A 26,505-nucleotide genomic window follows, 5' to 3' on the forward strand; every position below is an offset into this window, starting at 1 on the left:
AACCTCACCCCACTTCGACATCCACATCATCCGAACGGCGGTCAATTCACCGTTCGCCGGCAACCCTACGCGTGCCCGCTGACACCCCGCTCCACGCATGACGCATGCTGGTCGCGGCGAAGGGATGCGGACGATGAACGACGAGCGGCTGTTGCACGCGGTCCGTCAGCAGGTGGAGCTGGGGCGGCTGGTGCCGCTCGGTCCGGCGGCCGACGGGGCGTGGCTGGCGGAGCGGGCGGCAGCCGGGGCGCTGCGCCGGGCGGTGGCCGCGGCGGTACCGGCGGCGCGCATCGAGGAGTTGCGGCTCGCGGTCACCGAGCCGGATCCCGCGCCCGCGGCGGTGCCCCCGCCGGCCAGCGCGCTGCCGCCCGGCCCGCTGGCCATGACGGTCACCGTGGCGGCCCCGGTGAACCAGCCGCTGCCGGAGTACGCCAACACCCTGCGGCTGGCGCTGGCCCAGGCGGCCCGCGACCGGCTGGGGCTCGCGGTGGCCACCATCGATCTGCGGGTGGCCGGACTCATCGAGGAAGCCGGGGAGATCGGCGAGGGGGAGGTGACCGCGACGGCGCCGGGGCCGGCGGACCGGGCGGGCGGGGGCGCGGTGGCCGCGGCGGTGCGAGCGGTGCCCGGGGTGTACGCGCTGCCGCACCGCGTGGAGATCACCGACAGCGGGGAACCGCCGTGCCGGCTGGTCCGGCTGGTGCTGGCGGTGACGGACGGCCGCCGGGTGCTGGACATCGTCCGGGAGGCCCGGACGGCCGCCGCCGCCGCGCTGGACGACCGGGCGCCGGGCCCCGTGCGGGTGTCCGCCGTGGTGACCGATGTGCTGCCGGACGGCCGGCAGCCGGCCGGCGGGTAGCGCCGGAGGGCACCGGCCGGCCCGGCACCGTCCCCGCACGTCGCGGGGCCGTCCGGGTGGCAGTCCCCTCGGACGGGCCCGACAGCGGCACGTGTGCCGGGCGGCCGGTCCGTACCGGGCGCGGGGGCGGCGGGCGTTCCCTTCGGCGCGGCGCACCGCGCGGTGTCAGCCGCGTGGCGGGCACCACCGGACGAACCCGTCGGGGTGACGAGGCGCGCCGGGCGGGACCGGCGGCACCGCGCCGCTCCGTGCGCTCACTCGCCCAGGCCGGTCAGGTCCCGCAGCCGGCGGGTCTGGGCGGCGCGTTCGGCCTCGCGCTGTTCCTCGGGGGTGTGGGTGGCGGCCGTCGCCAGCAGGGCCTTGGTCTCGGTCACCGCCGCGCGCGGTGCGGCGAGCAGCGCGGTGGTCAGATCCTCGATGGCGCCGGCCAGTTCCGCCGCCGGGACCACCAGATTGGCCAGGCCGGTGCGCTCGGCCTCCTCGGCGTGGAGCGTGCGGCCGGTGGCGCACACCTCCAGCGCACGCGGGTAGCCCAGCAGTTCGACCAGCGGCTTGGTGCCTCCGAGGTCGGGCACCAGGCCCAGGGTGGTCTCGGGCATCGCGAAAGCGACGTCATCGGCGCAGATCCGCAGATCGCAGGCGAGGGCGAGCTGGAAGCCCGCGCCGATGGCGTGCCCCTGCACGGCGGCGACGCTGATCAGGTCGCTGCGGCGCCACCAAGTGAACGCCTCCTGGTACTCGGCGATGACGGCGTCGATCTCCCCGTCCGGGCGGCGGGCCAGGGCGGGGAAGGACACCTCACCGTCGATGCCCTCGGGGGTGAACGCCCGCCGGTCGAGACCGGCGGAGAAGGAAACCCCTTCGGCGCGCAGCACGACGACGCGTACAGCGCCGTCCAGCCGCCGCCCGGCCTCGGCCAGCGCCCGCCACAGGGCAGGGGTCTGGGCGTTGCGCTTGGCCGGGTTGGTCAGGGTGACGGTCGCCAGGGCACCGTCGGCGTCGACGGTGACCCGTACACCGTCCTTCTCCAGCAGCGTCATCGGGTCAGGTTATCCGCCCCCGGCGGCGGTGTGATCAGGCCGCCGGGGTCTTTTTTCCTCTGGTCGCGCCGCCGCGGCCACGCAGGGTGACGTCGGCTTCGCTGAGCATGCGGTGCACGAAGCCGTAGGACCTGCCGGTCTCCTCGGCCAGGGCCCGGATACTCGCGCCGGATTCGTATTTACGCTTGAGGTCCGCCGCGAGCTTCTCGCGTGCGGCGCCGGTTACCCGGCTGCCCTTCTTCAGAGTCTCGGCCACCCGTGCCTCCTCGTGGGAAGTGCGCTGTTGGACTCTCCGAACTGACTCTCATGATCACCCCTATCCCGCTTCCTGGCCACCCATTCGACGATGTCCGTACGACAAGCGGACAACGGCTTCCCGGCGCGTCGCGGCCGTACGGCGGGGCGCCGTCGCGCCGCGGGCCGCGCGGGCACGGCGGGCCTCGGGCCGAATCCGCTGGTCAGCGAGGTGGTGCGGCGGGCGTGCGCACGCGAGGAGGGCGGTCGTACGACCGGCGCACTGACACGCCGCGGTACGAGCCGCCCTCACTCATATGAAGGATCAAGGCTGGGCCGAATGATCCATCCCGGATGATCACATCCGGTGGATCGGGCCGTCATCAGGCGAGCGCCACCAGGTCCAGGTAGTCCTTGCCCCACAGGTCCTCCACGCCGTCCGGCAGCAGGATGATCCGCTCCGGTTCGAGCGCCTGCACGGCGCCCTCGTCGTGCGTCACCAGGACCACCGCGCCGGTGAAGGTGCGCAGGGCGCCCAGGATCTCCTCGCGGCTGGCCGGGTCGAGGTTGTTGGTGGGCTCGTCCAGCAGCAGCACGTTGGCGGAGGAGACGACCAGGGTGGCCAGGGCCAGCCGGGTCTTCTCGCCGCCGGAGAGCACCCCGGCCGGCTTGTCCACGTCGTCGCCGGAGAACAGGAAGGAGCCCAGCGTCTTGCGGATGGCGACCAGGTCCATGTCGGGGGCGGCCGTGCGCATGTTCTCCAGCACGGTGCGCTCGGGGTCCAGCGTCTCGTGCTCCTGGGCGTAGTACCCGAGCTTGAGTCCGTGGCCGGGGGTGACCTGGCCGGTGTCGGGCTTCTCCACGCCGCCCAGCAGCCGCAGCAACGTGGTCTTGCCCGCGCCGTTGAGGCCCAGGATCACCACCCGGGAGCCCTTGTCGATGGCGAGCGAGACATCGGTGAAGATCTCCAGCGAGCCGTACGACTTGGACAGGCCCTCGGCCATCAGGGGGGTCTTGCCGCACGGGGCGGGGTCGGGGAAGCGCAGCTTGGCGACCTTGTCCTGCTGCCGCGCCTCCTCCAGGCCGGACAGCAGCCGCTCGGCGCGGCGGGCCATGTTCTGTGCGGCGACGGTCTTGGTGGCCTTGGCGCGCATCTTGTCGGCCTGGGCGTTGAGGGCGGCGGCCTTCTTCTCGGCGTTGGCGCGCTCGCGCTTGCGGCGCCGCTCGTCCGCCTCGCGCTGGGCCAGGTACTGCTTCCAGCCCATGTTGTAGATGTCGATCTGGGAGCGGGTGGCGTCGAGGTAGAAGACCTTGTTGACGACGGTCTCCACCAGCTCGATGTCGTGGGAGATGACCACGAGCCCGCCCCGGTAGGTCTTCAGGAAGTCCCGCAGCCACCCGATGGAGTCGGCGTCCAGGTGGTTGGTGGGCTCGTCCAGCAGCAGGGTGTCGGCGTCCGAGAAGAGGATGCGGGCCAGCTCGACGCGGCGCCGCTGGCCGCCCGAGAGGGTGTGCAGGGGCTGGCCGAGCACCCGGTCGGGCAGGCCGAGGCTGGCGGCGATGGTGGCCGCCTCGGCCTCGGCGGCGTATCCGCCCTTGGTGAGGAACTCGGTCTCCAGCCGCTCGTACTTCTTCATGGCGCGCTCGCGGGTGGCGCCCTTGCCGGTGGCCATCCGCTGCTCGTTCTCGCGCATGCCGCGCAGCACGGTGTCCAGGCCGCGGGCGGAGAGCACCCGGTCGCGGGCGAGCACGTCGAGGTCGCCGGTGCGCGGGTCCTGCGGCAGATAGCCGGTCTCGCCGCCGCGGGTGATGGTGCCGCCGGCCGGGATGCCCTCGCCGGCCAGGCACTTGGTCAAGGTGGTCTTGCCGGCGCCGTTGCGGCCCACGAGACCGATCCGGTCGCCGCGGGCGATGCGGAAGGACGCGGATTCGATCAGAACGCGGGCGCCGGCGCGCAGCTCGACACCGGTTGCGGTAATCACAGGAACACTCCAGGTGAGGACGTACGGGCAGAAGCTTCTTGTGGAGCGGGTACGTCCGCTAAGCAACGAGGAGCGAGATGTCCATACGGGGTAGTTTACCGGGGGCCCGCAAACCTTTTTCGCGCCCCACCCGCCCCCGGAAACCCCCGGGACGCCCCCCTCAGACGCCGCCGTTGTGGACCTGGAAGGCCGCCCGGCGGACGCGTTTGGCGGTGGCGGGGTCGGGGTGGGCGGCGGCCAGCGCGAGCAGGACCTGGACGGTGTGCGGGTGGCCGCAGGTGCGGATCTCGGTGAGCAGTTCGGGGATGGAGGGCTGGAGGGCCGAGTCGAGGTGGTCCAGCAGCAGCTGCCCCGAGCCGTGCTCGTGGGCCGCCGACGCGGTGTCCACCCACAGCCAGGTGGCCTCCTGCCGGGTGAGGACGGTCAGCGGTGCCTCCTCGGGGTCGGCGTCCGCGCCCTCCCCCTCGTGCTCGGCCAGCCACAGCAGCGCGTAGGGCCGCAGTCCGGCCTCCACGGCGGCGGCCCGTACGGCGCCGCGGGCGGGGGCGCCGACCACCCGCAGCGCGTCGAAGGCCAGGCCGCGGATGAGGGCGTCCTCGCCGCGCGCGGCCTCCAGCAGCTCGTCGACGGCGGGGCCGGTGGGGCGGGCGGCCAGCCAGGCGCGGTACTCGGCGCGGGCGGGTCCTGGCGTGAGCCCGGCGCAGCCGCGCAGCATGCCCACGGCGGACTGTTCGATGTTGCCGGCCGGGCTCTGGGCGGCGATGCAGATCTGTTCCAGCTTGGTCCACATCGCCCAGCCGCCGAGCGGGGTGAGCCGGGCCCGGGCGGGGGTGTCGCCGTAGCGGGCGTGCAGGGTGAGGGCGCCGACGGCGGCGAGCGCGTCCAGGGCCCAGCCCAGCAGGCGTACGAGTTCGGGGTCGGGGGTTATCGAGGCGGCGGCGGCCGGGGCGGGCCCGCTGCCCGGCCTGCCCTCGCGCAGCTCGGTGACGCGCTGGCGCAGCAGGTCCAGGAGTTCCACGGCGGTGACGGGGCCGTCGGACAGCTGCATGAAGGCGAGCAGCTGCGGGACGGCGGTGATGATCTCGGCCACCAGGGTGGTGTCCGCGTCGCCGGGGGCGGGGCGGGCCAGGGACCAGGCGTCGAAGAGGGCGACCCAGCCGCGCAGCACGGCGGTGTCGTCGCTGTCCCAGGCGCGCAGCCGCCAGCCGCCGCGTACCTCTCCCGCGGTGCTGCCGGGTCCGGGGTCGCCCTGTTCGACGAGGCCGGCGAGGCGGGCGTTGCCCCACAGTTCACGCAGTTGGGCGGGGCTGAGCCGCAGCGCCGCGGCGGCCCGGTCGGTGGCGGCGTCCGGGGCGCTGCCGGTGAGCTGGGCCCAGCGGGCCACGCGTACGGCGTCGGCCAGCCGGTCGCGGGCCTGCCGGGCGAGCTCGGCGCGCGGCGGGATGCCGCGGGGCGGGGTGGGGGTGCGTCGTGCGGCGGGGCGGGTTCGGGTTCGCCGGCCCGCGGCGCCGGGCTGGGCGGGCACTTCGGGGACCAGGTGCAACCGGGGCTCGCGCGGAGTTCGGGACGTCACCCGAGCAGTTTCACCGCTGAGGGCTCGAAAGCCCAAACGGCGGCCGTCCGCGCTCACATGAGGGGGGTGACAAAGCGCCGCAGGACGTCCTCGTAGTCGGCCGGGTCGGCGTTCCACATGGCGGCGTGCTCGGCCTGCCGGACGGTGTGCAGGACGACGGCCTCGGGGTGCCGTGCGGCCAGGGCGCGGGAGGCGTCCCAGGGGGCCACGGTGTCGCCGGGGCCGTGCAGGATGAGCACCGGCAGCGGCCTGCCGTGCGGCCCGGGAATCAGCGGCGGCGGGTCGGCGTCGTGCGGGAGGAGCCCGCCCTGGGCGCCGGCGACGGCCAGCGGCAGCAGCGGGGTGGGGACACCGCGCCGGGCGGCCAGCGCGCGCCGGGTGGCGGCCCGGTCCAGGACGGGTGAGTCGAGGACGAGTCCGGCGACATGGTGGCCGAGCGGGGAGTGGGCGGCGGCGTACAGGGCCATGGTGGCGCCGGTGGACCAGCCGTGCAGGATCACCCGGCGGGCGCCCAGGTGCAGGGCGTGCCGGATGGCGGCGTCGGCGTCGTGCCATTCGGCGGCGCCGAACCGGTTCATGTCCTGGCGGGTACGGGGGGTGCCGGGGCCGCCCGGATCGCCGCGGTAGCGCGGGATCAGCACCGGGAACTGGTCCCGCTGCCAGCGGGGCAGCAGGTTGAGCGCCTGTTCGCGGGTGGCGCCGAGGCCGCCGTGCAGGGCGATGATCCAGGTGTCGCGGTCCCCGGCGACCCACCAGGTCGGCAGTGCGCCCAGTTCACCGGGGACGGTGATGTCGGTGTACGGGATGCCGAGCGCCGTGAACGGGTCGCCGTGGTAGAGCTGCGGGGTGACGGTGACGTGGGTGCCGGGAGTGAGCCGTGGGCCCTCCTCCGGGGTGGTGCCGATCAGGCGGCGCACGACGGTGCGGTCGCCGGCCGGTACGTCGAGCAGTTCACCGACGACAGCCCGGGCGGGCGGGTCGCCGTGGCTCGCCACCAGCGCGTACGTGCCCGGGCGCAGGGTTTCCAGCGTGCGGGTGAGGGTGATGCGTCCGGCGGCGGTGGCGTGCACCGTCAGCGGGACACCGGTGAAGCCGACCGGGGTGGTGGCTCGTCTGCCGCTGCGTACCGCCGCCACGGCTGCCGCGGCGGTGGCTCCCAGCAGGGCTGTGGCGGTCATCGCCGCCGTAGTGCGCCGGACCATGGGTCCAGCATGCGGGCGGACGTGGAGCGCGGCCACTCGGGGCGGGCGAGGGGGTGTGTGAAGGGGTGTGATGCGCCTCGTTCACCTGCGCATTCACCGTTCTGACAAGGGTCCTTGGGACACAGCACCGGGTGGCTGCCAGCAGTTCACTTTCCGTTCATCTGTTTCTTTTACGTTCACCGCGGCCTTGCCCCGTCGAACTGATTGTCCGGTGGATGGAACACATCACGCTGTTGATCGCGATCGTGATCGTCACGGCTTTGGCATTTGACTTCACCAATGGCTTCCACGACACGGCCAACGCCATGGCCACCACCATCTCCACCGGGGCCATGAAGCCCAAGGCGGCGGTGGCCATGTCGGCCGTCCTGAATCTGGTCGGCGCCTTTCTGTCGGTCGAGGTGGCACGGACCATCTCGGGCGGGATCATCGACGAGTCGGCGGGTGTCCGGCCCGAGGTGATCTTCGCCGGTCTGGTGGGCGCCATCATCTGGAACCTGCTCACCTGGCTGGTGGGGCTGCCCTCCAGTTCCTCGCACGCCCTGTTCGGCGGGCTGATCGGGGCGACCATCGCCTCGGTGGGCCTGGACGCCATCCACGGTGACGCCGTGGTGATGAAGGTGATCGTCCCGGCGCTGGTGGCGCCGCTGGTGGCGGGGTTCGCCGCGATGTGGGCGACCCGGCTGACGTACCGGGTGGCGCGCAACGCGGACGAGCGGGCCACCTCCAAGGGGTACCGGGCGGGCCAGATCGGTTCGGCCGCGCTGGTCTCCCTGGCGCACGGCACCAATGACGCGCAGAAGACGATGGGTGTGATGACCCTGGCGCTGATCGCGGGCGGGGCGCTGGCCCCGGACTCGGATCCGCCCATGTGGGTGATCGCCTCGGCCGGGATCGCGATCGCGCTCGGTACCTACCTGGGCGGCTGGCGGATCATCCGCACGCTGGGCAAGGGCCTCACCGACATTCAGCCGCCGCAGGGCTTCGCGGCCCAGACCAGCGCGGCGACCACGATCCTGGCCTCCTCCCACATGGGCTTCGCGCTCTCCACAACCCAGGTGTGCTCGGGCGCGGTCATGGGCTGCGGCCTGGGCCGCAAGGGCGGCGTGGTGCACTGGTCGACGGCGCGCAAGATGGTGGTGGCGTGGGGGCTGACGCTGCCGGCCGCCGGCATCATCGGCGCGCTGGGCGCGCTGCTGGCGGAGCAGGGCACCTGGGGTGTCAGCGCGGTGCTGGCGCTGCTGATCGTGGTGAGTGCGGCCATCTTCGTGCGGTCGCGGCGCGACCCGGTGGACCACTCGAACGTGAACGATGTGAACGACGTGAACGAGCCGGTGGCCGGCGGTGCCGCCGGCCGTGCGGACGGGGAGCCGGCCGCGACCGCCGGGGCGAGCGCGATGCCGCTCCAGGTGACGATTCCGCAGGCGGCCTCCGCCGCCCGGGCCGGCGATGAGCCGTCCGTACCCGACAAGCCCACCACGACGGTCTGAGGTAGCAGCGATGAACATCGAGTGGTCCGTACTGGGCGAGGTCGTCCTGGTCTCCGTTCTGATGACGGTGGCGCTGGTCGGCCTGTTCACGGTCGGCATCGTCACCGGGTCCGCCCAGGAGGGCGGCACGGCGACCGCCGCCGCCCGGCCGCGGCTGGCCGTGGCGCTGAGCAAGCTGATCGCCTACACGTGCTTCGCGCTGTGTGCCGCCGCGGTTGTCTTCGGGATCTATCTGATCGCGTTCTGAGCGCGCTCGGCCGATCGTCTTCCTCCGGGGTGCCCCCGGCCCGGGACAAGGGCCGGGGGCACCGCTACGGAACGAGGGCGATCAGAGCGGGATCAGCCCTCGGCGGTCCTGCGGGCGGCTGCCGCAGCCATGGCGCGGCGCCGGGCGACCAGGAGGATGCCGCCGCCGCCCAGCAGGGCGATGGCGCTGCCCGCGAGGTACGGCGTGCGGGGGTCGCCTCCGGTGGCGGCCAGGTCCGGGGTGCGCTGGTCGACCTCGCTCCGGTCACCGGTCTGGGTGCTGGGGCCCTGCGGCTCCGGCTGCTCCTCCTCGGCCGGCGGCTCGGGCTCCTCGCGCTCCGGCTCTTCCTCCTCCTCGCCCGGGTCCCGCGTGCCGTCCGGGGTGGTGCAGCCGACCTCGGCCAGGGTGATGCGGCCCTCGACCTCCGCGACATTGAGCTTGAGCGGGTTGACGGAGATCTGGAGGTCCAGCGCGCTGGCGGCCGCGGTGTCGGTGGTGGTCTCGGTCCTGGACAGGTCCAGCTGGACGGAGCCGACCCCCGGCACGTCCACCGTGGTGCTGCCGCCGGTGGTGAGGGTGATCTCCTTGCCGAGCACCGTGACGCTCGCGCCGAGGTTGGCCTCGGCGACGGGGGCGGCTCCGGTGGCGCAGACGGCGCGGGCGGTGACGGCCTCCAGTTCGACCACGGACAGCAGGGGCAGCCCGGGGACGTGGATCTTCGCCTCGGCGAGCGAGACCTCGGCCTCGGTGCCGTCCGCGGTGGCGGAGGCGGAGGCGGAGGCGACATCGGCGCGCAGCACCTGGAAGGGGCGTCCGCCGTCCACCCCGTCGAGGGTGGCGCTGAGGGCGGTCTTGTCCGCGGTGCCCTCGGTCTCGGGGGCGTTCACCTCGTTGAGCGTGAGTTCGAGCGGCAGCTGGACGGTGCGGTTGAGCAGGCCGACGTCCAGGCCGGTGCGGAGCACGGTGGCGCGGGCTGAGCCGCGGCCGTCGTGCTCCTCGCCGGTGCTGTCCCCGCCGGTCGTCGCGTACGCGGGGCCCGCGGCCCCCAGCAGCGCGGCGGTGGCCAGCAGGACGGCTGACCGGCGGAAGGCAGAGTTGTACACGTGTGGAACCCCCACAGAAAAGTTGGCGCCGCCACGCGTGCCGATGGGGGACATCACACGCGTTGGCGACTGGGACTCCGCCATCCTTGACGTTCAAACATGGAAACGTCAGCAATCTTCGGGCACTTCACTCGAACGGGGCAAAGTCGCTCAGGCATGCGAATCCTGGGCCACTTCTGTTCGCCCACGTCCCCGTTTTCACCCGGACGCGCGCCCCCTCAGGCCACCACACGCCCCCGCAGCACCACCCGGCGCGGGCGGGCCAGCACCGCGAGTCCGGCCCGCGGGTCCTCCCCGTACACCACCAGATCGGCCGGCGCGCCCTCTGTCAGACCCGGACGACCCAGCCACTCCCGCGCCCGCCAGGACGCCGCGCCCAGCGCCGCGTGCACCGGCAGTCCGGCCGCCCGCAGTTCGGCCACCTCCTGGGCGATCAGCCCGTGCCCCAGCGAGCCCCCGGCGTCGGTTCCGGCGAAGACCGCGATCCCCGCGTCGTACGCCTCCCGCACCGTGTCGTACCGGCGGGCGTGCAGCCGCCGCATGTGGTCCGCCCAGCGCGGGAACTTCGCCTCCCCGCCCTCCGCGAGCCGGGGGAAGGTGGCGATGTTGACCAGCGTCGGCACGATCGCCACCCCACGCTCCGCGAACAGCGGGATCATCTCCCGGGTCAGCCCGGTGGCGTGCTCCACGCAGTCGATGCCCGCCTCCACCAGATCGCGCAGCGAGTCCTCGGCGAAACAGTGCGCGGTCACCCGCGCGCCCTCCTCGTGCGCCGCCGCGATGGCCTCGCGCAGCGCCGGGGCGGGCCAGCACGGCGTCAGGTCGCCGCGCTCGCGGTCGATCCAGTCGCCGACCAGCTTCACCCAGCCGTCACCGCGCCGCGCCTGCTCCCGTACCGTCGCGGCCAGCGCGGCGGGCTCGACCTCCTCGGCGTAGTTGCGGATGTAGCGCCGGGGGCGGGCGATGTGCCGGCCCGCCCTGATGAGGTGCGGGAGGTCGGCGCGGTCGTCGATCCAGCGGGTGTCGGCGGGCGAGCCGGCGTCCCGCAGCAGCAGGGCGCCCGCGTCCCGGTCCGTCAGCGCCTGCCGTTCCGTGGTGGCCCGGTCCACGGCGCCGTGCGCGTCCAGTCCGACATGGCAGTGCGCGTCCACCAGGCCGGGCAGCACCCAGCCGCTGACCGTGGTCATCTCCCGCACCCCCACGGGGCGCCGGAAGGTGATCCGGCCGCCGACGACCCACAGTTCGTCCCGCACCCGCCATTCGGCCCGCGCACCGTCCACCGCGGCCGGGCCGAGGAGGACCCGTCCCTTGATGTGCATCGCCGGTGTGTCGTCAATCATGCTCGGCAGCCTACAAATTGACTGCTAGTCTCCAGGGTCGCCGGGGGCTGGACGCAGGTCCGAACGTTGCACGACCTGTCGACCAGGACGGAGGGGTTCGACGGGAGAACCGGGTCCGCAACACCAAGGAGGCCGGCGTGGCCGACCCCAGCGACGATTTCAGCGCGGAGTTCGACGCGTTCTTCGAACGGCACCACGCCGAACTCGCCAGGCTCGCCCACCTGCTGCTCGGCGGGCCGGACAGCGCCGAGAGCGCCGACGACCTGGCGGCGGACGCGCTGGTCGCCATCTGGCACCGCTGGGAGCGGGTACGGGCCGCCGACCGCCCCATCGCGTACGCCCGGGGTGTGGTGGCCAATATGGCGCGCTCCCGGATCCGCAGCAGAACCCGCGAGCGGCGCAGGATCGCGCTGTTCTGGTCGCAGCACAGCACGCACACCAACGGTCCGGACATCCCCGCGGTGCTCGATGTGCGGGCCGCGCTGGGCCGGCTGCCCTACCGCAAGCGCGCCTGTGTGGTGCTGCGGCACGCCTTCGACCTGTCCGAACGCGAGACCGCCCGCGCGCTGGGCATCTCGGTCGGTACGGTGAAGAGCCAGACCTCGCGCGGCATCGCCGAGCTGGAGCGGTTGCTGACGCCGGGTGAGGCGGGCCGCGGCCAGGGCGGTGGCCCGCCGCTGCGGGTGCTGCGCACCGGACCGGTGGAACGGAGTAGCTGATGGCGGAGCGCACAGAGCCGTCCGGGGTGACCGGCGCGCTGCGCGAGGCGGCCGGGGCGCACCGGCCGGACCGGGAGCGGATGCGGGCGCGGGTGAGTGCGGGCATCGCGGACGGCGGCGGGAGGCTCCCGGAGCGTACGCCGCGCCGGGTGCCGTGGCCGGCCGCGCTGCCCGCCCGGGCGCGGGCCGTCGGTGCCGCTGTGGTGCTCGCGGTGGCGGCGGGCGCGGTGGTGCTGGCGGTGGCCTGGTGGGGCCCGGCCGCGGGCCCCGGCCCGGTGCCGCCCGCGGGCGAGGCGCCGCCGCCCGCGGCGGTGACGGCCGGGCCGCTGAGCGCGCTGGGCGAGGTGGATCCGGGCTCGCACGCCTACTGGTCGCAGAGCAATGTCACGGTGCGCACGGCGGAGCCGCTGACCGCGTTCGCGCTGGAACTGCGGGTGACCGGCGGGGAGGGGGTGCGCCCGACGGGGGCCTGGCGGACGCTGCCCGGCGAGGACTTCGAGCTCACGGTGAGCCAGGAGGCGGGGCAGCTGGTCCACCGGTGGGAGCTGCGGGCCGGGGCCGAGGTGCCGGCCGGGACGCATGTGTTCGCCGCGCAGTACGACCATCCGGCGGGCGAACGGGAACCCGAGCGCGACCGTTACCTCGTCCGGGCGACGGGTGCGGGCGGCCCGTTGTCCGCCGAAGGTGCTTTCCGGTGAATGGCACGCGTCAATTCAGTGCCTTTTCAACCATCGCGCGGACTGCTCTTTCCGGGTGAATATTTTGGCCGACATATCAAGGACCTCCTGCCCCGTTTTCCGGACCTCAAACGCGCGCATTGTGGTGGATGTAATGCACCGCACAACCCCGTGAACAGATCACAGATTCGTTACACATCCGTGACAAACGGCAGACCAGCGCCCCATTTGTCACGGTAACTAACCGACATATCCGTGCAATGCACCAAGCCTTCGGGCGATCATGGAGCCGCGCCCATAACATATCGCCCACCGCCGGGGTAACCCCCTCTCGCGATGCGATTTCCGCCCATGCTCGGTAAATTCGATGGGCATGACCCCCGCACAAGCAGACCATGCACGTGCCGACCAGGAATTCATCGAAATAGCCGGCGGACTACGGCTGGAAAGCCCGCGTCTTGAGGATGGAGCAGCATTGTGGCGCATCGCCCGTGACTCCAAGGCCCTCGACCTGAACTCCTCCTACAGCTACCTTCTGTGGTGCCGTGACTACGCGGGCACCTCGATCGTGGCGAGGGACCGTACCGGTGAACCGGTCGGGTTCATCACCGGCTACACCCGCCCCGAGGCCCCGCGCACCCTGCTCATCTGGCAGGTGGCCGTCGACGCGGCACAGCGCGGCAAGGGACTCGCCGCGGCGATGCTGGACGGCCTGGTCCTGCGCACCGGCCGCGAGCGGGGGGTGGACATGGTGGAGACCACCATCACGCCGGACAACACCGCCTCCAACCGGCTGTTCGCCTCCTTCGCCGAGCGTCACGGCGCCGGGCTCGAACGCGAGGTCCTGTTCGACTCCGGAGTCTTCCCGGAGAACGGACACGAGCCGGAGGTGCTCTACCGGATCGGCCCCGTCCCGGCACCCGGCGGGCCCTAGGCCCGCGCTCCCCTCCCCACCCGACCAACCCCACTCGCGTACCGCATCCCCCAGGGAGAACGCCGTGACCATCACCCAGCCCGATCTGAGCGTCTTCGAGGCCGTGGAGTCCGAAGTCCGCAGCTACTGCCGTTCCTGGCCCGCCATCTTCGACCGGGCCCACGGCAGCTACCTGTACGACGAGGACGGCCGCACCTACCTCGACTTCTTCGCCGGGGCGGGGTCGCTGAACTACGGGCACAACAACCCCGTCCTCAAACGCGCCCTCATCGACTACCTGGAGCGCGACGGCATCACCCACGGCCTGGACATGTCCACCACCGCCAAGCGGGCGTTCCTGGAGACCTTCCGCGACGTGGTGCTGCGCCCCAGGGACATGGACCACAAGGTGATGTTCCCCGGCCCCACCGGCACCAACGCGGTCGAGTCCGCCCTCAAGCTGGCCCGCAAGGTGAAGGGCCGCGAGTCGATCGTCTCCTTCACCAACGCCTTCCACGGCATGTCGCTCGGCTCGCTCGCGGTCACCGGGAACGCCTTCAAGCGGGCCGGCGCCGGCATCCCGCTGGTGCACGGCACCCCGATGCCGTTCGACGACTACCTGGATGGGCAGACCCCGGACTTCATCTGGTTCGAGCGGCTGCTGGAGGACTCCGGGTCCGGGCTGAACCAGCCCGCCGCCGTGATCGTGGAGACCGTCCAGGGCGAGGGCGGCATCAATGTGGCGCGCCCCGAGTGGCTGCGCGCGCTGGCCGATCTGTGCCGGCGCCACGACATGCTGCTGATCGTCGACGACATCCAGATGGGCTGCGGCCGTACCGGGGCGTTCTTCTCCTTCGAGGAGTCGGGCATCGTGCCGGACATCATCACCGTGTCGAAGTCGATCGGCGGCTACGGGCTGCCGATGGCGCTGACCCTCTTCCGTCCCGAGCTGGACATCTGGGAGCCGGGTGAGCACAACGGCACCTTCCGGGGCAACAACCCGGCCTTCGTCACCGCCGCCGCCGCGCTCAACACGTACTGGAGCGACGGCCAGATGGAGAAGCAGACCCTGGCCCGCGGTGAGCGGGTGGAGCAGGCGCTGCGCCAGATCGTCGCCGAACACGCGCACGCCGGGGCCTCCTACCGCGGTCGCGGCCTGGTCTGGGGACTGGAGTTCCAGGACCCGGCGCGCGCCACCGCCGTGTGCAAGCGCGCCTTCGAACTCGGCCTGCTGCTGGAGACCTCCGGCCCGCAGAGCGAGGTCGTCAAGTTCCTCCCGGCCCTGACCATCACCCCGGAGGAGCTGGACGAGGGCCTGCGCATCGTCACCCGCGCCATCCGCGACACCGACTGACCGGCCGGTGGGCCCGCCTCCGGCCGGAGGCGGGCCCACCGTCGCTCCCGGTCCACCGACCATCCGACCGATCAGCACCGAGACAGCCACGAGAAGGGAAGTCGAACACCGTGATCGTCCGATCCATCAGCGACATCGAGGGCACCGACCGGGACATCGAATCCGCGTCGGGCACCTGGCGCAGCAAGCGCATCATCCTGGCCAAGGAGCGCGTCGGGTTCTCCCTCCACGAGACGGTGCTGTACGCCGGCACCGAGACCTCGATGTGGTACGCCAACCACGTGGAAGCGGTCTTCTGCGTGTCGGGCGAGGCCGAGCTCACCAACGACAACACCGGCGAGAAGCACCGGATCACCCCCGGGACGATGTATCTGCTGGACGGCCACGAGAAGCACACCGTCCGGCCGGTCACCGACTTCAAGGTGCTCTGCGTCTTCAACCCGCCGGTCACCGGCCGCGAGGACCACGACGAGAACGGCGTCTACCCGCTGCTCACCGAACCCGAGGTGAGCTGAGCAGCACAGCCGCTACCGGCGGCACCACCACCCGGAACCGGAAAGGGAAGGCACGCACCATGACCATCGCCCGCGAACGCACCGCTGACCTGTACCCGACCCGTGGCGCCACCGAGGTGTCCACCCCGCGGCAGGACCCGGTGGTGTGGTCCCCGCCCGGCACCGCCGGGCCGGTCGGCGCGCAGCAGCTGGCCGGTCTGGAGCGGGACGGTTTCCTGGCCGTCGACCAGCTCATCACCGCGGACGAGGTGGCGGTGTACCGCGCCGAACTCGACCGGCTGATCGCGGACCCGGACATCCGTGCGAACGAGCGCTCGATCATCGAGCCGCAGTCGCAGGAGATCCGTTCGGTGTTCGAAGTGCACAAGCTCAGCCAGGTCTTCGCGGATCTGGTGCGCGACCCCCGGGTGGTCGGGATGGCGCGCCAGATACTGGGCTCCGAGGTGTACGTCCACCAGTCGCGGATCAACGTCAAGCCGGGGTTCGGCGCCAGTGGCTTCTACTGGCACTCGGACTTCGAGACCTGGCACGCGGAGGACGGGCTGCCACGGATGCGCACGATCTCGGTGTCGATCGCGCTGACCGAGAACTACGACACCAACGGCGGCCTGATGATCATGCCGGGGTCGCACCGGACGTTCCTGGGCTGCGCCGGTGAGACGCCCAGGGACAACTACAAGAAGTCGCTGCAGATGCAGGACGCCGGGACCCCGTCCGACGAGGCGCTGACCCGGTTCGCGCAGGAGCACGGCATCAAGCTGTTCACCGGTGCGGCCGGTTCCGCCACCTGGTTCGACTGCAACTGCATGCACGGGTCGGGGGACAACATCACCCCGTACCCGCGCAGCAATGTGTTCATCGTGTTCAACAGCGTGGAGAACACGGCCGTGGAGCCGTTCGCCGCGCCGGTCCCGCGCCCCGACTACATCGGGGCCCGGGACTTCACCCCGGTGCGGTAACCGGGATCAGTGGTACGGCGGGGGTCGCCGTCGGCTGGGGGGAGGGCCCCGGCGCCCCGCCAGCGGCGCCGGGGCCCTTCCATGCCCTGTCTTATGCCCCGTTACGCCCACCACATGGCGGGCAGCGCGCGGTCGTTGTAGTCGAACAGCGCCTGGTTCTCCCAGCCGTTGCCCGAGGACGGGTCGGTCTCGTCCCAGCCGTTGCCCGGCACCGCCGTCCAGGCCGGTTCCCAGTAGAAGATCCCGAGGCCCCGGCCGCCCGGCACCGAGGCCACCACCTGGCCGATGTCCCGCATCCAGGCGGTCTGCCCCTGCGGGGTGGCCGGGTAGCCGGGGACCAGCTGCGAGGGACTGGCGATGATGTCCTCGTGGTTGTCCTTGCTGCCGAGCCGGAACGGGTACGCCGTCTCCGCCACCAGCACGTCCTTGCCGTAACGGCTCGCCGCGTCGTGCAGGTTGGTGCGCAGCTGGGCCAGTGTCCCGTGCCAGTAGCCGTAGAAGGACAGGGCGATCACATCGAAGGGGACGCCGCGCGAGGTGGCGTTGTCGAACCACCAGCGGGTACCGCCGTTGTCACCGCCCTCCGCCAGGTGCAGCGCGAGCCGGGTGCCGGGCGAGGCGGAACGGGCGCCCTGGACCCCGGCGTTCAGCAGTCCGGCCAGCTTGCCCCAGTCGGTGGAGCGGCCGTCGGGCCACAGCATGCCGCCGTTGATCTCGTTGCCGATCTGTGCCATGGCGGCGGGGGTGCCCTGCCGGGCGAGGGAGCCGAGGATGTCGGCGGTGTGGTCCCGTACCGCCGTCTCCAGCGCGGTGCCGGTGAGGCTGTTCCAGGCGGCGGGCTTGAACTGCTTGCCCGGGTCGGCCCAGGTGTCGGAGTAGTGGAAGTCCACGAGGAGTCGCATGCCCTGGGCCTGGATCCGGCGGGCCATGGCCAGCAGGTGCTGCTTGCCGTGGTAGCCGTCGGCGGAGTTGACCCAGACCTTGATCCGGGCCCAGTTGGCGCCGGCCTCGCGCAGGATCTGGATGGCGTCGCCCCGGGTGCCGTCCGCGTAGCGGAAGACGGCGCCCTTGTCCTCGCCCTTGGGGAGCGAGGACAGGTCGACGCCCCGGATGTTCAGCGCGGCGGCCTGCGCGCCGGATACGGGGAGGGCGGCGAGCACGGCGGGGGTGGCGAGAGCCGCCGTGCCCAGGCGGAGCACACTGCGTCGGCGCATCGTCAAGGGTCCCTTCCTTGAGTGGTGCCTGAACGGTGGGGGTTGGCGCTGTTCCTCGTGGCCCGGTGGTGCGTGGATACGGGGTCCCCCGGCGCCGGCGGTGCGGTGCCGGGGGACGCCCGGGTCAGTCGTCGAGGTGCAGGACGCGGACGGTGCCCGCCGGTACGGACAGGTCGCCCTCCACCCGCCGGCCGCCGAACAGCTCGCGCCCGGTGCCGCCCACCGGCACCTCGGCGTCGGCGGCGGTGTGGTTGATGACGAACACATAGCGGCCGGCGGCGCCTTCGCGGCGCACCACCTCGACATCGCGCGGCAGGTCCTCGCGCGCGGCGATCCCGGCGTCCAGCCCGGCGGCGGCCAGCACGGTGTCCAGACCGTCCGCGTCGAGCCGGGTGGAGAGGTACCAGGCGCTGCCCTCGCCCAGTTCGTGCCGGGTCACGGCGGGGCAGCCGGCGGCCGGGCCGTCCGTGTACGTCCACACCGGCTCGGCGCCGCGCGCCACCACCGTCTCGGCCCACACATCGGCGGTGAGGCGGTGGCCGTCGGGGCCCTCCAGGGTGACCCGCTCGTGCTCGCGCAGGGGCTGGAACTCCTCCACCGTCAGCCCCAGGACGTCCCGCAGCGCGCCCGGGTGCGGGCCGGGGTGCACGGCGTCGTGCTCGTCGACGATGCCGGAGAAGTGGCCGACGACCAGGGTGCCGCCGCCCTCGACGTAGGCGCGCAGATTGCGGCCCGCCGCCTGCGTCATCAGGTACAGCGCGGGCACGACCACCAGCGGGTAGGCGCTCAGGTCGGCCTCGGGGTGCGCGAAGTCGACCGTCAGATGGCGGTCGAAGAGGGCGGCGTAGACGGCCTCGGCCCGCTCGCGGGTGTCCAGGTCCTCGCTGGGGCGCCACTCCAGCTTCTGCGCCCACCAGGACTGCCAGTCCCACACGATCGCGGCGTCCGCCACGGTGCGGGTGCCGCGCAGGGCGGACAGGGAGCCGAGGTCGGCACCCAGCGCCACCACTTCGCGCCAGATCCGGCTGTCGGTGCCGGCGTGCGGCACCATCGCCGAGTGGAACTTCTCGGCGCCGGAGCGGGAGGCGCGCCACTGGAAGAACATGGCGCCCTCGGAGCCGCGCGCGACGTGGGCGAGGCTGTTGCGGGCCATCTCGCCGGGGCGCTTGCTGATGCCGCGGGTCTGCCAGTTGACGCCGCTGGTGGAGTGTTCGAGCAGCAGCCAGGGCTTGCCGCCGCCGACGGAGCGGGTGAGGTCGGCGGCCATCGACAGATTGATGTGGTTGCGGTCGTCCTCGGCCACCAGGTAGTGGTCGTTGGTGACGATGTCGACCTCCCGGGCCCACTTCCAGTAGTCGATGGTGTCGCACTGGGTGGGCGAGACCATGAAGTTGGTGGTGACGGGGATGCCCGGTGACAGCTGGTGCAGCAGGTCGCGCTCGCGGACGAAGTTCTCCAGGGCGCTGTCACTGGCGAACCGGGCGAAGTCCAGGCGCTGGGCGGGGTTGCAGGTGGTGGGGGTGGCCCGGGGCGGCTGGATCTCCTCCCAGTCGCCGTACGCCTGGCCCCAGAAGGCGGTGCCCCAGGCGGCGTTCAGCGCGTCCAGGGTGGTGTAGCGCTCGGTGAGCCAGCGGCGGAAGTGCGCGGCGGAGGTCGCGCAGTAGCACTCCAGGACGGGCACCCCGTACTCGTTGTGGACGTGCCACATGGCGACGGCGGGGTGGCTGCCGTAGCGCTCGCCCAGGGCGCGGGTGATGCCGGCGGCGGCCTCGTGGTAGGCGGGCGAGCTGTGGCAGATGGCGCCCCGGGAGCCGAACTCCCAGCGCACGCCCTCGCGGCTGACCGGCAGCGCCTCGGGGTGGGCGCGGTAGAACCAGGCGGGCGGGACCACGGTGGGGGTGGCCAGGTCGGCCCGGATGCCGGCGTCGTGCAGCAGGGCGAGCAGCCGGTCCAGCCAGCCGAAGTCGTACACCCCCGGGCTGGGCTCCAGCTTGGCCCAGGAGAAGATCCCGACGCTGACCATGGTCACGCCGGCCTCGCGCATGAGCGCGATGTCCTCTTCCCAGGTCTCCTCGGGCCACTGCTCGGGGTTGTAGTCACCGCCGTAGGCGAGGCGGTCCAGGCCCTGGGGGGCGGCGTGCGGCATGGAAACTCCTGGGCATCGCTGGGAACGTGCACAGCCTCCGTCGGCTGCATCACACCAACATAACCGCACAGCATCAACCATTGACAAGTGTCTGTTCTGTTTCTCTACTGTGAACGCTCACAGTCCCTGCCAGGGAGGCATTATGAATCACCGCACCGTCGCGGTACTGGCCGCCACCGTCGTCTCGTCCCTCGCCCTCACCGGCTGCGGCGGCTCCTCGGACGACTCCTCCTCGTCATCCGGCCCCGTCAAGCTCACCTACTGGGCCTGGGCCCCGGGCATGGACGAAGTCGTCAAGCTGTGGAACGACGCCAACCCCGACATCCAGGTCACGGTGAAGAAGCAGGCAAGCGGCGACGACCTGGTCACCAAGACCATCACCGCCGCCAAGGCGGGCAACGCCCCCGACCTGATGCAGGCCGAGTACCAGGCCCTGCCCACCCTGGTCAGCAACGATGTCCTCGCCGACATATCCGGGCAGGCCGGCGACGCCGAGGACGCCTTCGCCCCGGGACTGTGGCAGCAGGTCACCCTCGGCACCGACGCCGTGTACGCGATCCCCCAGGACTCCGGTCCGCTCATGTTCTACTACCGGGCCGACCTCTTCGAGGAGTACGGGCTGACCGTCCCCACCACCTGGGACGAGTTCGCCGACACCGCCCGCGACCTCAAGGAGCAGCAGCCGGACAAGGCCCTCACCACCTTCTCCGCCAACGACGCGGGCCTGTTCGCCGGGCTAGCCCAGCAGGCCGGCGCCCAGTGGTGGACCACCGAGGGCGAGCAGTGGAAGGTCGCCATCGACGACGAGGCCACCGGGAAGGTCGCCGACTTCTGGGGCGGCCTGGTCGCCGAGGGCGCCATCGACAACCAGCCCATGTACACCCCGGCCTGGAACAACGCCCTCAACACCGGCGAGCAGATCGCCTGGGTGAGCGCCGTGTGGGCCCCCGGCACCCTCACCACCGCGGCCCCCGACACGGCCGGCAAGTGGGCCATGGCCCCGCTCCCCCAGTGGAACGCCGGCGAGAACATCACCGGCACCTGGGGCGGCTCCACCACCGCCGTCACCAACGACGCGAGCGACAAGGACGCCGCCGCCCGGTTCGCCACCTGGCTGAACACCGACCCCGAGGCGCTGACGGCCCTGGTCACCCACGGCGGGATCTACCCGGCCGCCACCGCCGCCCAGACCGGTGAGGCGCTGGCCGAGGCCCCCGAGTTCTTCGCCAACCAGCCCGACTTCTACACCGTCGCCGCCGAGGTGGCCGAGGGCACCGCGCCCGCCGCCTGGGGCCCCAACACCAACGTCGCGTACTCCACGTTCAACGACGCGTTCGCCCAGGCCGCCCGCGACCGCAGCGACTTCGGCGCCGCGCTGACCCTCATGCAGCGCGCCACCGTCGACGACCTCGCCGGCCACGGCTTCCAGGTCACCGAATGACGAAGCACCGCACGTCGTACGGGGCGCCACGGCGCGCCCCGTACGCGTTCCTCCTCCCCGCCGGGGTCCTGTTCGCGCTCTTCTTCGCGCTCCCCATCGGCTACGCGATCTATCTGTCGCTGCGCAAGATCGAGGTCAAGGGCCTGGGTCTGGGCAGCGGCGCCCGCTCCGAGGTGTGGGCCGGATTCTCCAACTACACCGCGGCGCTGAGCGACCCGGTGCTGCTGGACGGCGCCCTGCGGGTGCTGATCTACGGCCTGATCGTGGTCCCGGTGATGCTGGGCCTGGCCCTGGTGTTCGCCCTGATGCTGGACTCCGACCGGGTCCGCGGCCGGGCCTTCACCCGGCTGGCCATCTTCCTGCCGTACGCCATCCCCGGAGTGATCGCGGCGCTGCTGTGGGGCTTCCTCTACCTGCCCTCGGTCAGCCCGCTGCACTACACGCTGGACTCCTTCGGGCTGCCGCAGCCCGATCTGCTCAGCGGCGGCGCCCTGTACGTGGCGCTGGCCAACATCGCGGTGTGGGGCGGCACCGGCTTCAACATGATCGTCATCTACACGGCGCTGCGCGCCATCCCGGCCGAGGTGTACGAGGCGGCCCGGCTCGACGGCTGCTCGCAGTGGCAGATCGCCTGGCGGATCAAGATCCCCATGGTGGCGCCCTCGCTGGTGCTGACCTTCTTCTTCTCGGTCATCGCCACCCTCCAGGTCTACAACGAGCCGACCACGCTGCGGCCGCTCACCAACAGCCTGTCCACCAACTGGAGTCCGCTGATGAAGGTGTACCAGGACGCCTTCGTGGGCGGCGACATCCACTCCGCCTCGGCCACCGCCGTGATCATCGCCGCGGTGACGTTCGCGCTGTCCTTCGGCTTTCTGCGGGTGGCCAACGCCCGTTCCCGGCGGGAGGAGAACCGATGACCGCCCCGACCACCACCCTCCGTGCGCGGCGCCGGGGCGGCTGGCTGCCCACAGCGGCGCTGTTCCTGGGCGCGGCCTACTGTCTGCTCCCCGTGGTGTGGGTGGTGATGGCCGCCACCAAGTCCGGCAGCGAGCTGTTCTCCACCTTCACCTTCTGGCCCGGCACCGGCTTCGCGGAGAACCTCAGCGATCTGTCGGCGTACCGGGACGGCGTCTACTGGACGTGGATGGCCAACTCGGCGCTGTACGCGGGGCTCGGCGCGCTGCTGTCCGCCGCTGTGTCGGCGGTCAGCGGTTACGCGCTGGCGCAGTACCGCTTCCGGGGCCGGGAGACCATCTTCAACATTCTGCTGGCCGGTGTGCTGATGCCGCCGGTGATCCTGGCGGTGCCGCAGTATCTGCTGATGGCCGAGGTGTCGCTGACCGACAGTCATCTGTCGGTGCTGCTGCCGGTGATCCTCTCCCCGTACGGCATCTATCTGGCGCGGATCTACGCGGCGGCCGCCGTGCCGCCGGATGTGGTGGAGGCGGGCCGGATGGACGGGGCCGGGGAGTGGCGGATCTTCCGTACCGTGGCGCTGCCGATGATGGCGCCGGGTCTTGTGACGATCTTCCTCTTCCAGTTCGTGGCCATCTGGAACAACTTCCTGCTGCCGTACATCATGCTCAGCGACGACGAGAAGTTCCCGCTGACGCTGGGTCTCTTCACGCTCCTCAACCAGGGCGCCAACACCCCGGCGCTGTACACCCTGGTGATCATCGGCGCGCTGCTCGCGGTGCTCCCGCTGATCGCGCTGTTCCTGTTCATCCAGCGGTTCTGGAGCCTTGACCTGCTCTCGGGCGCCGTAAAGTCATGACCATGTCCGTACCAGCGCGGCGCCGGCGGGCGCCGACGATCCACGACGTGGCCCGGGAGGCCGGTGTCTCCCGGGGCACCGTCTCCCGGTTCCTCAACGGCGGCCACAACGTCTCGGCCGTCTCCGCGAAGGCGGTGGAGGAGGCCATCCGCAAGACCGGCTACGTCGTGAACCGGCATGCCCGTTCACTGATTACCGGCCGGTCCGGGTCGGCGGCGTTCCTGCTGACGGAGCCGCAGGAGAAGTTCTTCGAAGACCCGAACTTCAATGTGCTGCTGCGCGGTTGCACCCAGGCGCTGGCCGCGCACGACATCCCGCTGCTGATGATGATCGCGGGGAACCGGGAGGAACAGCGGCGGCTGCTGCGCTATGTGACCTCCGGGCACGTGGACGGGGTGCTGCTGGTCTCCAGCCACACCGGTGATCCGGTGGCCGAACAGCTGGTGGGGGCCGGGGTGCCGGTGGTGCTGTGCGGCAAACCGATGGGCCCCGGCGGCCGGATGGCGCACGTGGCGGCGGACGACCGGGACGGCGCCCGGGAGATGGTGCGCCACCTGGTGGGCCTGGGCCGGACCCGGATCGGCACGGTCACCGGCCCGCTGGACACCCCGGGCGGGGTGGAACGGCTGGCCGGCTACCGGGAGGTGCTGGCCGAGTCGGGGCTGCCCGTCGCGGAGGAGCTGATCGCCACCGGGGACTACAGCAGGGAGGGCGGCGAGGCCGCGGCGACAGCGCTGCTGGCCCGCCGCCCCGATCTGGACGCGCTGTTCGTCGCCTCGGACCTGATGGCGCAGGGCGCGCTGGCGGCGCTGACGGCGGCGGGCCGGGGGGTGCCGCAGGACGTGGCGGTCGGCGGCTTCGACGACTCCTCGGCGGCGGTGGCCTCCCGGCCCGCGCTGACCACGATCCGGCAGCCGTGGGACCGGATCAGCCAGGAGATGGTGCGGCTGCTGCTGGCCCAGATCAGCGGGGAGGACACGTCGGCGGTGATTCTGCCGACCGAGTTGGTGCGCCGTCAGTCCACGTAGTGGGATGTCCGCATGAACGAGATGCGAAGGATCGGCATCGCGCTGTTCCCCCAGGTCGAGGAGTTGGACGCGATCGGCCCGTGGGAGGTGCTCGCGTACTGGACGCGGAACTTTCCCGGCGACGGCTGGGAGGTGTTCACCTTCTCCGCCGACGGGGCGCCCGTGGAGTGCGCCAAGGGCCTGACGGTCGCGGCCCATCACGCGCGGGACACGATGCCCGCCCTCGACGTCCTGCTGCACCCCGGCGGGCAGGGCACCCGGCCGCAGTTGACGGACGCCGAGCACCTGGCGTGGCTGCGCGCCCAGCGGGACCGCGTACCGCTGCTGACCAGTGTGTGCACCGGGTCCCTGGTGTACGCGGCGGCCGGCCTGCTGAGGGGCCGGCCCGCCACCACCCACTGGGGTTCGCTGGAGCGGCTCGCGGAACTGGACCCCACGATCGAGGTGCGCGGCGAGGAACGCTTCGTCGACGACGGCGACCTGATCACCTCGGCCGGGGTCTCGGCGGGCATCGACATGGCGCTGCATCTGGTGGCCCGGCTGGCGGGCGAGGAACGCGCCCGGACGGTGCGCCGGGGCATCCAGTACGACCCGCGACCGCCCGTGTGAGCCGGGCTCCCACCGTCAACGGCCCGCCCCCGTACCGGCAGTCGGTACGGGGGCGGGCCCACGGGGCGGGTGGCTAGGTGTATTGCCCTGTGAGGTTGGGGACGCGGCTGGCGGGTGGTTTGCCTGCGAGCGCGGTGTGTCCGCGGTGGTGATTGTAGGTGTGTAGCCATTGCGGGAACGCGTCGCGTCGTTCCTGCTCGGTCCGGTAGGGGCGGGCGTAGGCCCACTCGTCCAGCAAGGTCCGGTTCAGCCGCTCAACCTTGCCGTTGGTCTGGGGCCGGTAGGGCCGGGTTCGCTTGTGAGCGATCCCGGCCTGGGCCATGGCCTGGCGCCAGTCGTGGGACCGGTAACAGGCCCCGTTGTCGGTCAGGACGCGTTCGACGGTGATTCCGGCTTGCTCGAAGAACGCCTGGGCGCGTTGCCAGAACGCGGCGGCGGTGTCTTTCCTCTCGTCGGTGTGGATCTCGCTGTAGGCGAGGCGGGAGTAGTCATCGACGGCGGTGTGCAGATAGCTGTAGCCGGCGCCCGCGCGGGTCTTGCGGCCTGCTTGCCGGCCCAGGACCTTGTGTCCGCCACCGTCGGGAATGTTGCCGAGCTTCTTGATGTCGACGTGCACGAGTTCGCCGGGCCGTTCGCGTTCGTAGCGGCGTATGACGCGGCCGGTGGCCCGGTCCAGATGCGTGAGCCGGGCCAGCCGGTAACGGGTCAGGACCCGGTGGACCGTGGAGGGCACCAGCCGCAGCAGATGAGCGATCCGGGCCGGCCCCCACCGACGCACCACGCGGACCTTGATGATCCGGCGTTCGGTGCGGGTCGGGGTCCGGCGCGGGCTGCTGCGTGGCCGGGAGGTCCGGTCGCACATCCCGCCCTCGCCCTGCTCGCGGTAGCGGGCCGCCCACCGTGCCGCGGTGGTGGCTGAGACCTGGAAACGTTCAGCGGCCCGGCGCAGAGGCCATCCGTCATCCACGACGCAGCGGGCAAGCCGCAGACGGCCGGTCTCGGTCAGGGGTGCGTTACGGTGAGGCACGAGGGCCTTTCTGGTCGCCGGTGCAGATGTCGCAATCCACACCAGGCCAGAAGGCCCTCACCCATATCAAGACCAACCAACCGTGAACCCCGTCACCAACCTCTGTGATCAGTACAACTAGGCCGTTTCTTTTGGATCATCGTGCTGACCAGGTGTGGATGGCGGCGATGTGGAGTGCGGCCTGGTAGATGGTGGCGGTCTTGTCGTATCGGGTGGCCAGGCCGCGCCATTGCTTGAGTTTGTTGATGCAGCGTTCGACGGTGTTGCGCTGCTTGTATGCCTCTCGGTCGAACGCGGGCGGGCGGCCGCCCCGGCTGCCGCGTCGTTTGCGGTTGGTTGCCTGGTCAGCGGGAACGGGAATGACTGCCCGGATTCCGCGCCGACGGAGGTGGGCCCGGATAGCGCGTGAGGAGTAAGCCTTGTCGGCCAGGACCATCTCCGGTGTTGTCCGGGGCCGGCCGGTCGGCCGGGGCACCCGTAACTGGTTCATGACCTGGGCGAACGCGGGTGCGTCCCCTGCCTGGCCCGGGGTGAGGACGAAGGCCAGGGGCCGACAGCGGCTGTCGGCGGCGAGATGGATCTTGGTGGTCAGTCCGCCGCGGGACCGTCCGAGGGCATGGTCGTCCGGCTCGCCGGCCGGGGCCCCTTTTTGCGGGCCCCGGCGGCGTGCTGGTGAGCACGGACGATCGTGGAGTCGACCGCGATGACCCAGTCCATGTCGCCCTCGGCGTCGGCCTGGGCGAGCAGGGCGGTGAAGACCTTCTCCCAGGTGCCGTCGGCGGCCCAGCACCGCAGCCGGTTGTGGACGCCCTTCCACGACCCGAAGCGCTCGGGCAGATCCATCCACGGCGTCCCGGTGCGGTATTTGAAGGCGATCGCGTCGATCACCGGGCGGTGATCCCGCCACCGCCCTCCCCGCCGAGGTGTCCGGTCCGGCAGCAACGGCTCGATCCTCGCCCACTGGGCATCAGTCAACGACACACATCAACCAACGATCCGATGATCCGCAGGAAACGGCCTAGGTCCCGTCTGCCACATCCCGCCTGGCCCGCGACC

Annotated in this window: 24 protein-coding genes and 1 pseudogene; 14 read left to right on the forward strand and 11 right to left on the reverse strand. The window is 72.0% G+C overall.

Annotated features, from left to right (window positions below):
- Positions 1-133: 133 nt before the first annotated feature.
- Positions 134-859 (forward strand): hypothetical protein, encoded by a 726-nt coding sequence (locus ACTFAP_RS04255; protein WP_500468265.1) that lies wholly within the window; start codon positions 134-136, stop codon positions 857-859.
- 254 nt (positions 860-1,113) lie between these two features.
- On the opposite strand, the gene ACTFAP_RS04260 is transcribed toward ACTFAP_RS04255, so the two are convergent.
- The 5 genes from ACTFAP_RS04260 to ACTFAP_RS04280 form a co-directional block, all read right to left on the reverse strand.
- Positions 1,114-1,899, reverse strand: coding sequence for an enoyl-CoA hydratase-related protein (locus tag ACTFAP_RS04260; protein ID WP_495683516.1), 786 nt, complete (start codon positions 1,897-1,899; stop codon positions 1,114-1,116).
- Positions 1,900-1,933: 34 nt separating this feature from the next.
- The gene (locus ACTFAP_RS04265; RefSeq protein WP_385602814.1) at positions 1,934-2,155 is read right to left on the reverse strand and encodes a helix-turn-helix domain-containing protein; all 222 of its coding nucleotides are present in this window, start codon (positions 2,153-2,155) and stop codon (positions 1,934-1,936) included.
- A 361-nt stretch (positions 2,156-2,516) separates the two neighbouring features.
- Positions 2,517-4,115, reverse strand: a complete 1,599-nt coding sequence (gene abc-f, locus ACTFAP_RS04270; protein ID WP_200368059.1) for a ribosomal protection-like ABC-F family protein — start codon at positions 4,113-4,115, stop codon at positions 2,517-2,519.
- Positions 4,116-4,275: 160 nt separating this feature from the next.
- On the reverse strand, positions 4,276-5,688 hold the full coding sequence (locus tag ACTFAP_RS04275; protein WP_500468266.1) for a hypothetical protein: 1,413 nt from the start codon (positions 5,686-5,688) through the stop codon (positions 4,276-4,278).
- A gap of 53 nt (positions 5,689-5,741) precedes the next feature.
- Positions 5,742-6,890 carry an alpha/beta fold hydrolase gene (locus ACTFAP_RS04280; protein ID WP_495683518.1) on the reverse strand — a complete coding sequence of 383 codons (1,149 nt, stop codon included), beginning with the start codon at positions 6,888-6,890 and terminating at the stop codon, positions 5,742-5,744.
- A 215-nt stretch (positions 6,891-7,105) separates the two neighbouring features.
- On the opposite strand from ACTFAP_RS04280, the gene ACTFAP_RS04285 reads away from it, so the two are divergent.
- Both ACTFAP_RS04285 and ACTFAP_RS04290 read left to right on the forward strand, forming a co-directional pair.
- Complete coding sequence (locus ACTFAP_RS04285; protein WP_495683519.1) at positions 7,106-8,380, forward strand: inorganic phosphate transporter; 1,275 nt, start codon at positions 7,106-7,108, stop codon at positions 8,378-8,380.
- 10 nt (positions 8,381-8,390) lie between these two features.
- Positions 8,391-8,627 (forward strand): hypothetical protein, encoded by a 237-nt coding sequence (locus ACTFAP_RS04290; protein WP_495683520.1) that lies wholly within the window; start codon positions 8,391-8,393, stop codon positions 8,625-8,627.
- 92 nt (positions 8,628-8,719) lie between these two features.
- Here ACTFAP_RS04290 and ACTFAP_RS04295 read toward each other — a convergent pair whose 3' ends face one another.
- Complete coding sequence (locus tag ACTFAP_RS04295) at positions 8,720-9,784, reverse strand: SCO1860 family LAETG-anchored protein (protein ID WP_500469397.1); 1,065 nt, start codon at positions 9,782-9,784, stop codon at positions 8,720-8,722.
- 164 nt (positions 9,785-9,948) lie between these two features.
- Positions 9,949-11,070: an amidohydrolase family protein gene (locus ACTFAP_RS04300; protein ID WP_495683521.1), complete on the reverse strand. Its 1,122-nt coding sequence runs from the start codon at positions 11,068-11,070 to the stop codon at positions 9,949-9,951.
- Between the two features lie 137 nt (positions 11,071-11,207).
- Between ACTFAP_RS04300 and ACTFAP_RS04305 the strand changes: the two genes are divergently transcribed.
- The 6 genes from ACTFAP_RS04305 (at position 11,208) to thpD (ending at position 16,207) form a co-directional block, all read left to right on the forward strand.
- Positions 11,208-11,789, forward strand: coding sequence for a SigE family RNA polymerase sigma factor (locus tag ACTFAP_RS04305; protein WP_495683522.1), 582 nt, complete (start codon positions 11,208-11,210; stop codon positions 11,787-11,789).
- Positions 11,789-12,487: a hypothetical protein gene (locus ACTFAP_RS04310; RefSeq protein ID WP_500468267.1), complete on the forward strand. Its 699-nt coding sequence runs from the start codon at positions 11,789-11,791 to the stop codon at positions 12,485-12,487. The genes ACTFAP_RS04305 and ACTFAP_RS04310 overlap by 1 nt, the downstream gene beginning before the upstream one ends.
- A gap of 352 nt (positions 12,488-12,839) precedes the next feature.
- A complete protein-coding gene (ectA, locus tag ACTFAP_RS04315; protein WP_500468268.1) occupies positions 12,840-13,400 on the forward strand; it encodes a diaminobutyrate acetyltransferase in 561 nt (186 codons plus the stop codon).
- Between the two features lie 64 nt (positions 13,401-13,464).
- Positions 13,465-14,733 carry a diaminobutyrate--2-oxoglutarate transaminase gene (gene ectB / locus ACTFAP_RS04320; protein ID WP_495683524.1) on the forward strand — a complete coding sequence of 423 codons (1,269 nt, stop codon included), beginning with the start codon at positions 13,465-13,467 and terminating at the stop codon, positions 14,731-14,733.
- Between the two features lie 110 nt (positions 14,734-14,843).
- Positions 14,844-15,248: an ectoine synthase gene (locus tag ACTFAP_RS04325; protein ID WP_030733865.1), complete on the forward strand. Its 405-nt coding sequence runs from the start codon at positions 14,844-14,846 to the stop codon at positions 15,246-15,248.
- A 59-nt stretch (positions 15,249-15,307) separates the two neighbouring features.
- The gene (gene thpD, locus ACTFAP_RS04330) at positions 15,308-16,207 is read left to right on the forward strand and encodes an ectoine hydroxylase (protein ID WP_386535235.1); all 900 of its coding nucleotides are present in this window, start codon (positions 15,308-15,310) and stop codon (positions 16,205-16,207) included.
- A 101-nt stretch (positions 16,208-16,308) separates the two neighbouring features.
- On the opposite strand, the gene ACTFAP_RS04335 is transcribed toward thpD, so the two are convergent.
- Entirely contained in the window at positions 16,309-17,421 is a 1,113-nt protein-coding gene (locus tag ACTFAP_RS04335) for a glycoside hydrolase family 53 protein (RefSeq protein ID WP_500468269.1), read from the reverse strand.
- A 124-nt stretch (positions 17,422-17,545) separates the two neighbouring features.
- Positions 17,546-19,567: a beta-galactosidase gene (locus ACTFAP_RS04340; RefSeq protein WP_500468270.1), complete on the reverse strand. Its 2,022-nt coding sequence runs from the start codon at positions 19,565-19,567 to the stop codon at positions 17,546-17,548.
- Positions 19,568-19,709: 142 nt separating this feature from the next.
- On the opposite strand from ACTFAP_RS04340, the gene ACTFAP_RS04345 reads away from it, so the two are divergent.
- The 5 genes from ACTFAP_RS04345 to ACTFAP_RS04365 are packed head-to-tail and all read left to right on the forward strand — an operon-like array spanning position 19,710 to position 24,422.
- Positions 19,710-21,008: an extracellular solute-binding protein gene (locus ACTFAP_RS04345; RefSeq protein ID WP_495683526.1), complete on the forward strand. Its 1,299-nt coding sequence runs from the start codon at positions 19,710-19,712 to the stop codon at positions 21,006-21,008.
- The gene (locus tag ACTFAP_RS04350) at positions 21,005-21,928 is read left to right on the forward strand and encodes an ABC transporter permease subunit (protein ID WP_495683527.1); all 924 of its coding nucleotides are present in this window, start codon (positions 21,005-21,007) and stop codon (positions 21,926-21,928) included. Before ACTFAP_RS04345 ends, ACTFAP_RS04350 begins: the two co-directional genes overlap by 4 nt.
- Positions 21,925-22,785 (forward strand): carbohydrate ABC transporter permease, encoded by an 861-nt coding sequence (locus ACTFAP_RS04355; RefSeq protein ID WP_030733877.1) that lies wholly within the window; start codon positions 21,925-21,927, stop codon positions 22,783-22,785. Before ACTFAP_RS04350 ends, ACTFAP_RS04355 begins: the two co-directional genes overlap by 4 nt.
- Positions 22,782-23,813, forward strand: coding sequence for a substrate-binding domain-containing protein (locus ACTFAP_RS04360; protein WP_495683528.1), 1,032 nt, complete (start codon positions 22,782-22,784; stop codon positions 23,811-23,813). Before ACTFAP_RS04355 ends, ACTFAP_RS04360 begins: the two co-directional genes overlap by 4 nt.
- Before the next feature lie 12 nt (positions 23,814-23,825).
- Positions 23,826-24,422 carry a DJ-1/PfpI family protein gene (locus tag ACTFAP_RS04365; protein WP_495683529.1) on the forward strand — a complete coding sequence of 199 codons (597 nt, stop codon included), beginning with the start codon at positions 23,826-23,828 and terminating at the stop codon, positions 24,420-24,422.
- 73 nt (positions 24,423-24,495) lie between these two features.
- Here the strand turns inward: ACTFAP_RS04365 and ACTFAP_RS04370 are convergent, their stop codons facing one another.
- Complete coding sequence (locus tag ACTFAP_RS04370) at positions 24,496-25,449, reverse strand: IS481 family transposase (RefSeq protein WP_500468271.1); 954 nt, start codon at positions 25,447-25,449, stop codon at positions 24,496-24,498.
- Positions 25,450-25,585: 136 nt separating this feature from the next.
- Positions 25,586-26,430, reverse strand: a pseudogene (locus ACTFAP_RS04375) (IS5 family transposase).
- Between the last annotated feature and the right edge of the window lie 75 nt (positions 26,431-26,505).

Source organism: Streptomyces sp. PH9007, assembly GCF_059813725.1.

Bases quoted from the DNA above. Each gene is read 5' to 3' on its own strand.
- ACTFAP_RS04345 (WP_495683526.1), top strand. From the start codon at position 19,710: ATGAATCACCGCACCGTCGCGGTACTGGCCGCCACCGTCGTCTCGTCC.
- ACTFAP_RS04280 (WP_495683518.1), bottom strand. From the start codon at position 6,890: ATGGTCCGGCGCACTACGGCGGCGATGACCGCCACAGCCCTGCTGGGA.
- ACTFAP_RS04255 (WP_500468265.1), top strand. From the start codon at position 134: ATGAACGACGAGCGGCTGTTGCACGCGGTCCGTCAGCAGGTGGAGCTG.
- ACTFAP_RS04335 (WP_500468269.1), bottom strand. From the start codon at position 17,421: ATGCGCCGACGCAGTGTGCTCCGCCTGGGCACGGCGGCTCTCGCCACC.
- ACTFAP_RS04310 (WP_500468267.1), top strand. From the start codon at position 11,789: ATGGCGGAGCGCACAGAGCCGTCCGGGGTGACCGGCGCGCTGCGCGAG.
- ACTFAP_RS04260 (WP_495683516.1), bottom strand. From the start codon at position 1,899: ATGACGCTGCTGGAGAAGGACGGTGTACGGGTCACCGTCGACGCCGAC.
- ACTFAP_RS04340 (WP_500468270.1), bottom strand. From the start codon at position 19,567: ATGCCGCACGCCGCCCCCCAGGGCCTGGACCGCCTCGCCTACGGCGGT.
- ACTFAP_RS04355 (WP_030733877.1), top strand. From the start codon at position 21,925: ATGACCGCCCCGACCACCACCCTCCGTGCGCGGCGCCGGGGCGGCTGG.
- ACTFAP_RS04285 (WP_495683519.1), top strand. From the start codon at position 7,106: ATGGAACACATCACGCTGTTGATCGCGATCGTGATCGTCACGGCTTTG.
- ACTFAP_RS04300 (WP_495683521.1), bottom strand. From the start codon at position 11,070: ATGATTGACGACACACCGGCGATGCACATCAAGGGACGGGTCCTCCTC.
- ACTFAP_RS04290 (WP_495683520.1), top strand. From the start codon at position 8,391: ATGAACATCGAGTGGTCCGTACTGGGCGAGGTCGTCCTGGTCTCCGTT.
- thpD (WP_386535235.1), top strand. From the start codon at position 15,308: ATGACCATCGCCCGCGAACGCACCGCTGACCTGTACCCGACCCGTGGC.
- ectA (WP_500468268.1), top strand. From the start codon at position 12,840: ATGACCCCCGCACAAGCAGACCATGCACGTGCCGACCAGGAATTCATC.
- ACTFAP_RS04350 (WP_495683527.1), top strand. From the start codon at position 21,005: ATGACGAAGCACCGCACGTCGTACGGGGCGCCACGGCGCGCCCCGTAC.
- ACTFAP_RS04360 (WP_495683528.1), top strand. From the start codon at position 22,782: ATGACCATGTCCGTACCAGCGCGGCGCCGGCGGGCGCCGACGATCCAC.
- ACTFAP_RS04365 (WP_495683529.1), top strand. From the start codon at position 23,826: ATGAACGAGATGCGAAGGATCGGCATCGCGCTGTTCCCCCAGGTCGAG.
- ACTFAP_RS04295 (WP_500469397.1), bottom strand. From the start codon at position 9,784: ATGTCCCCCATCGGCACGCGTGGCGGCGCCAACTTTTCTGTGGGGGTT.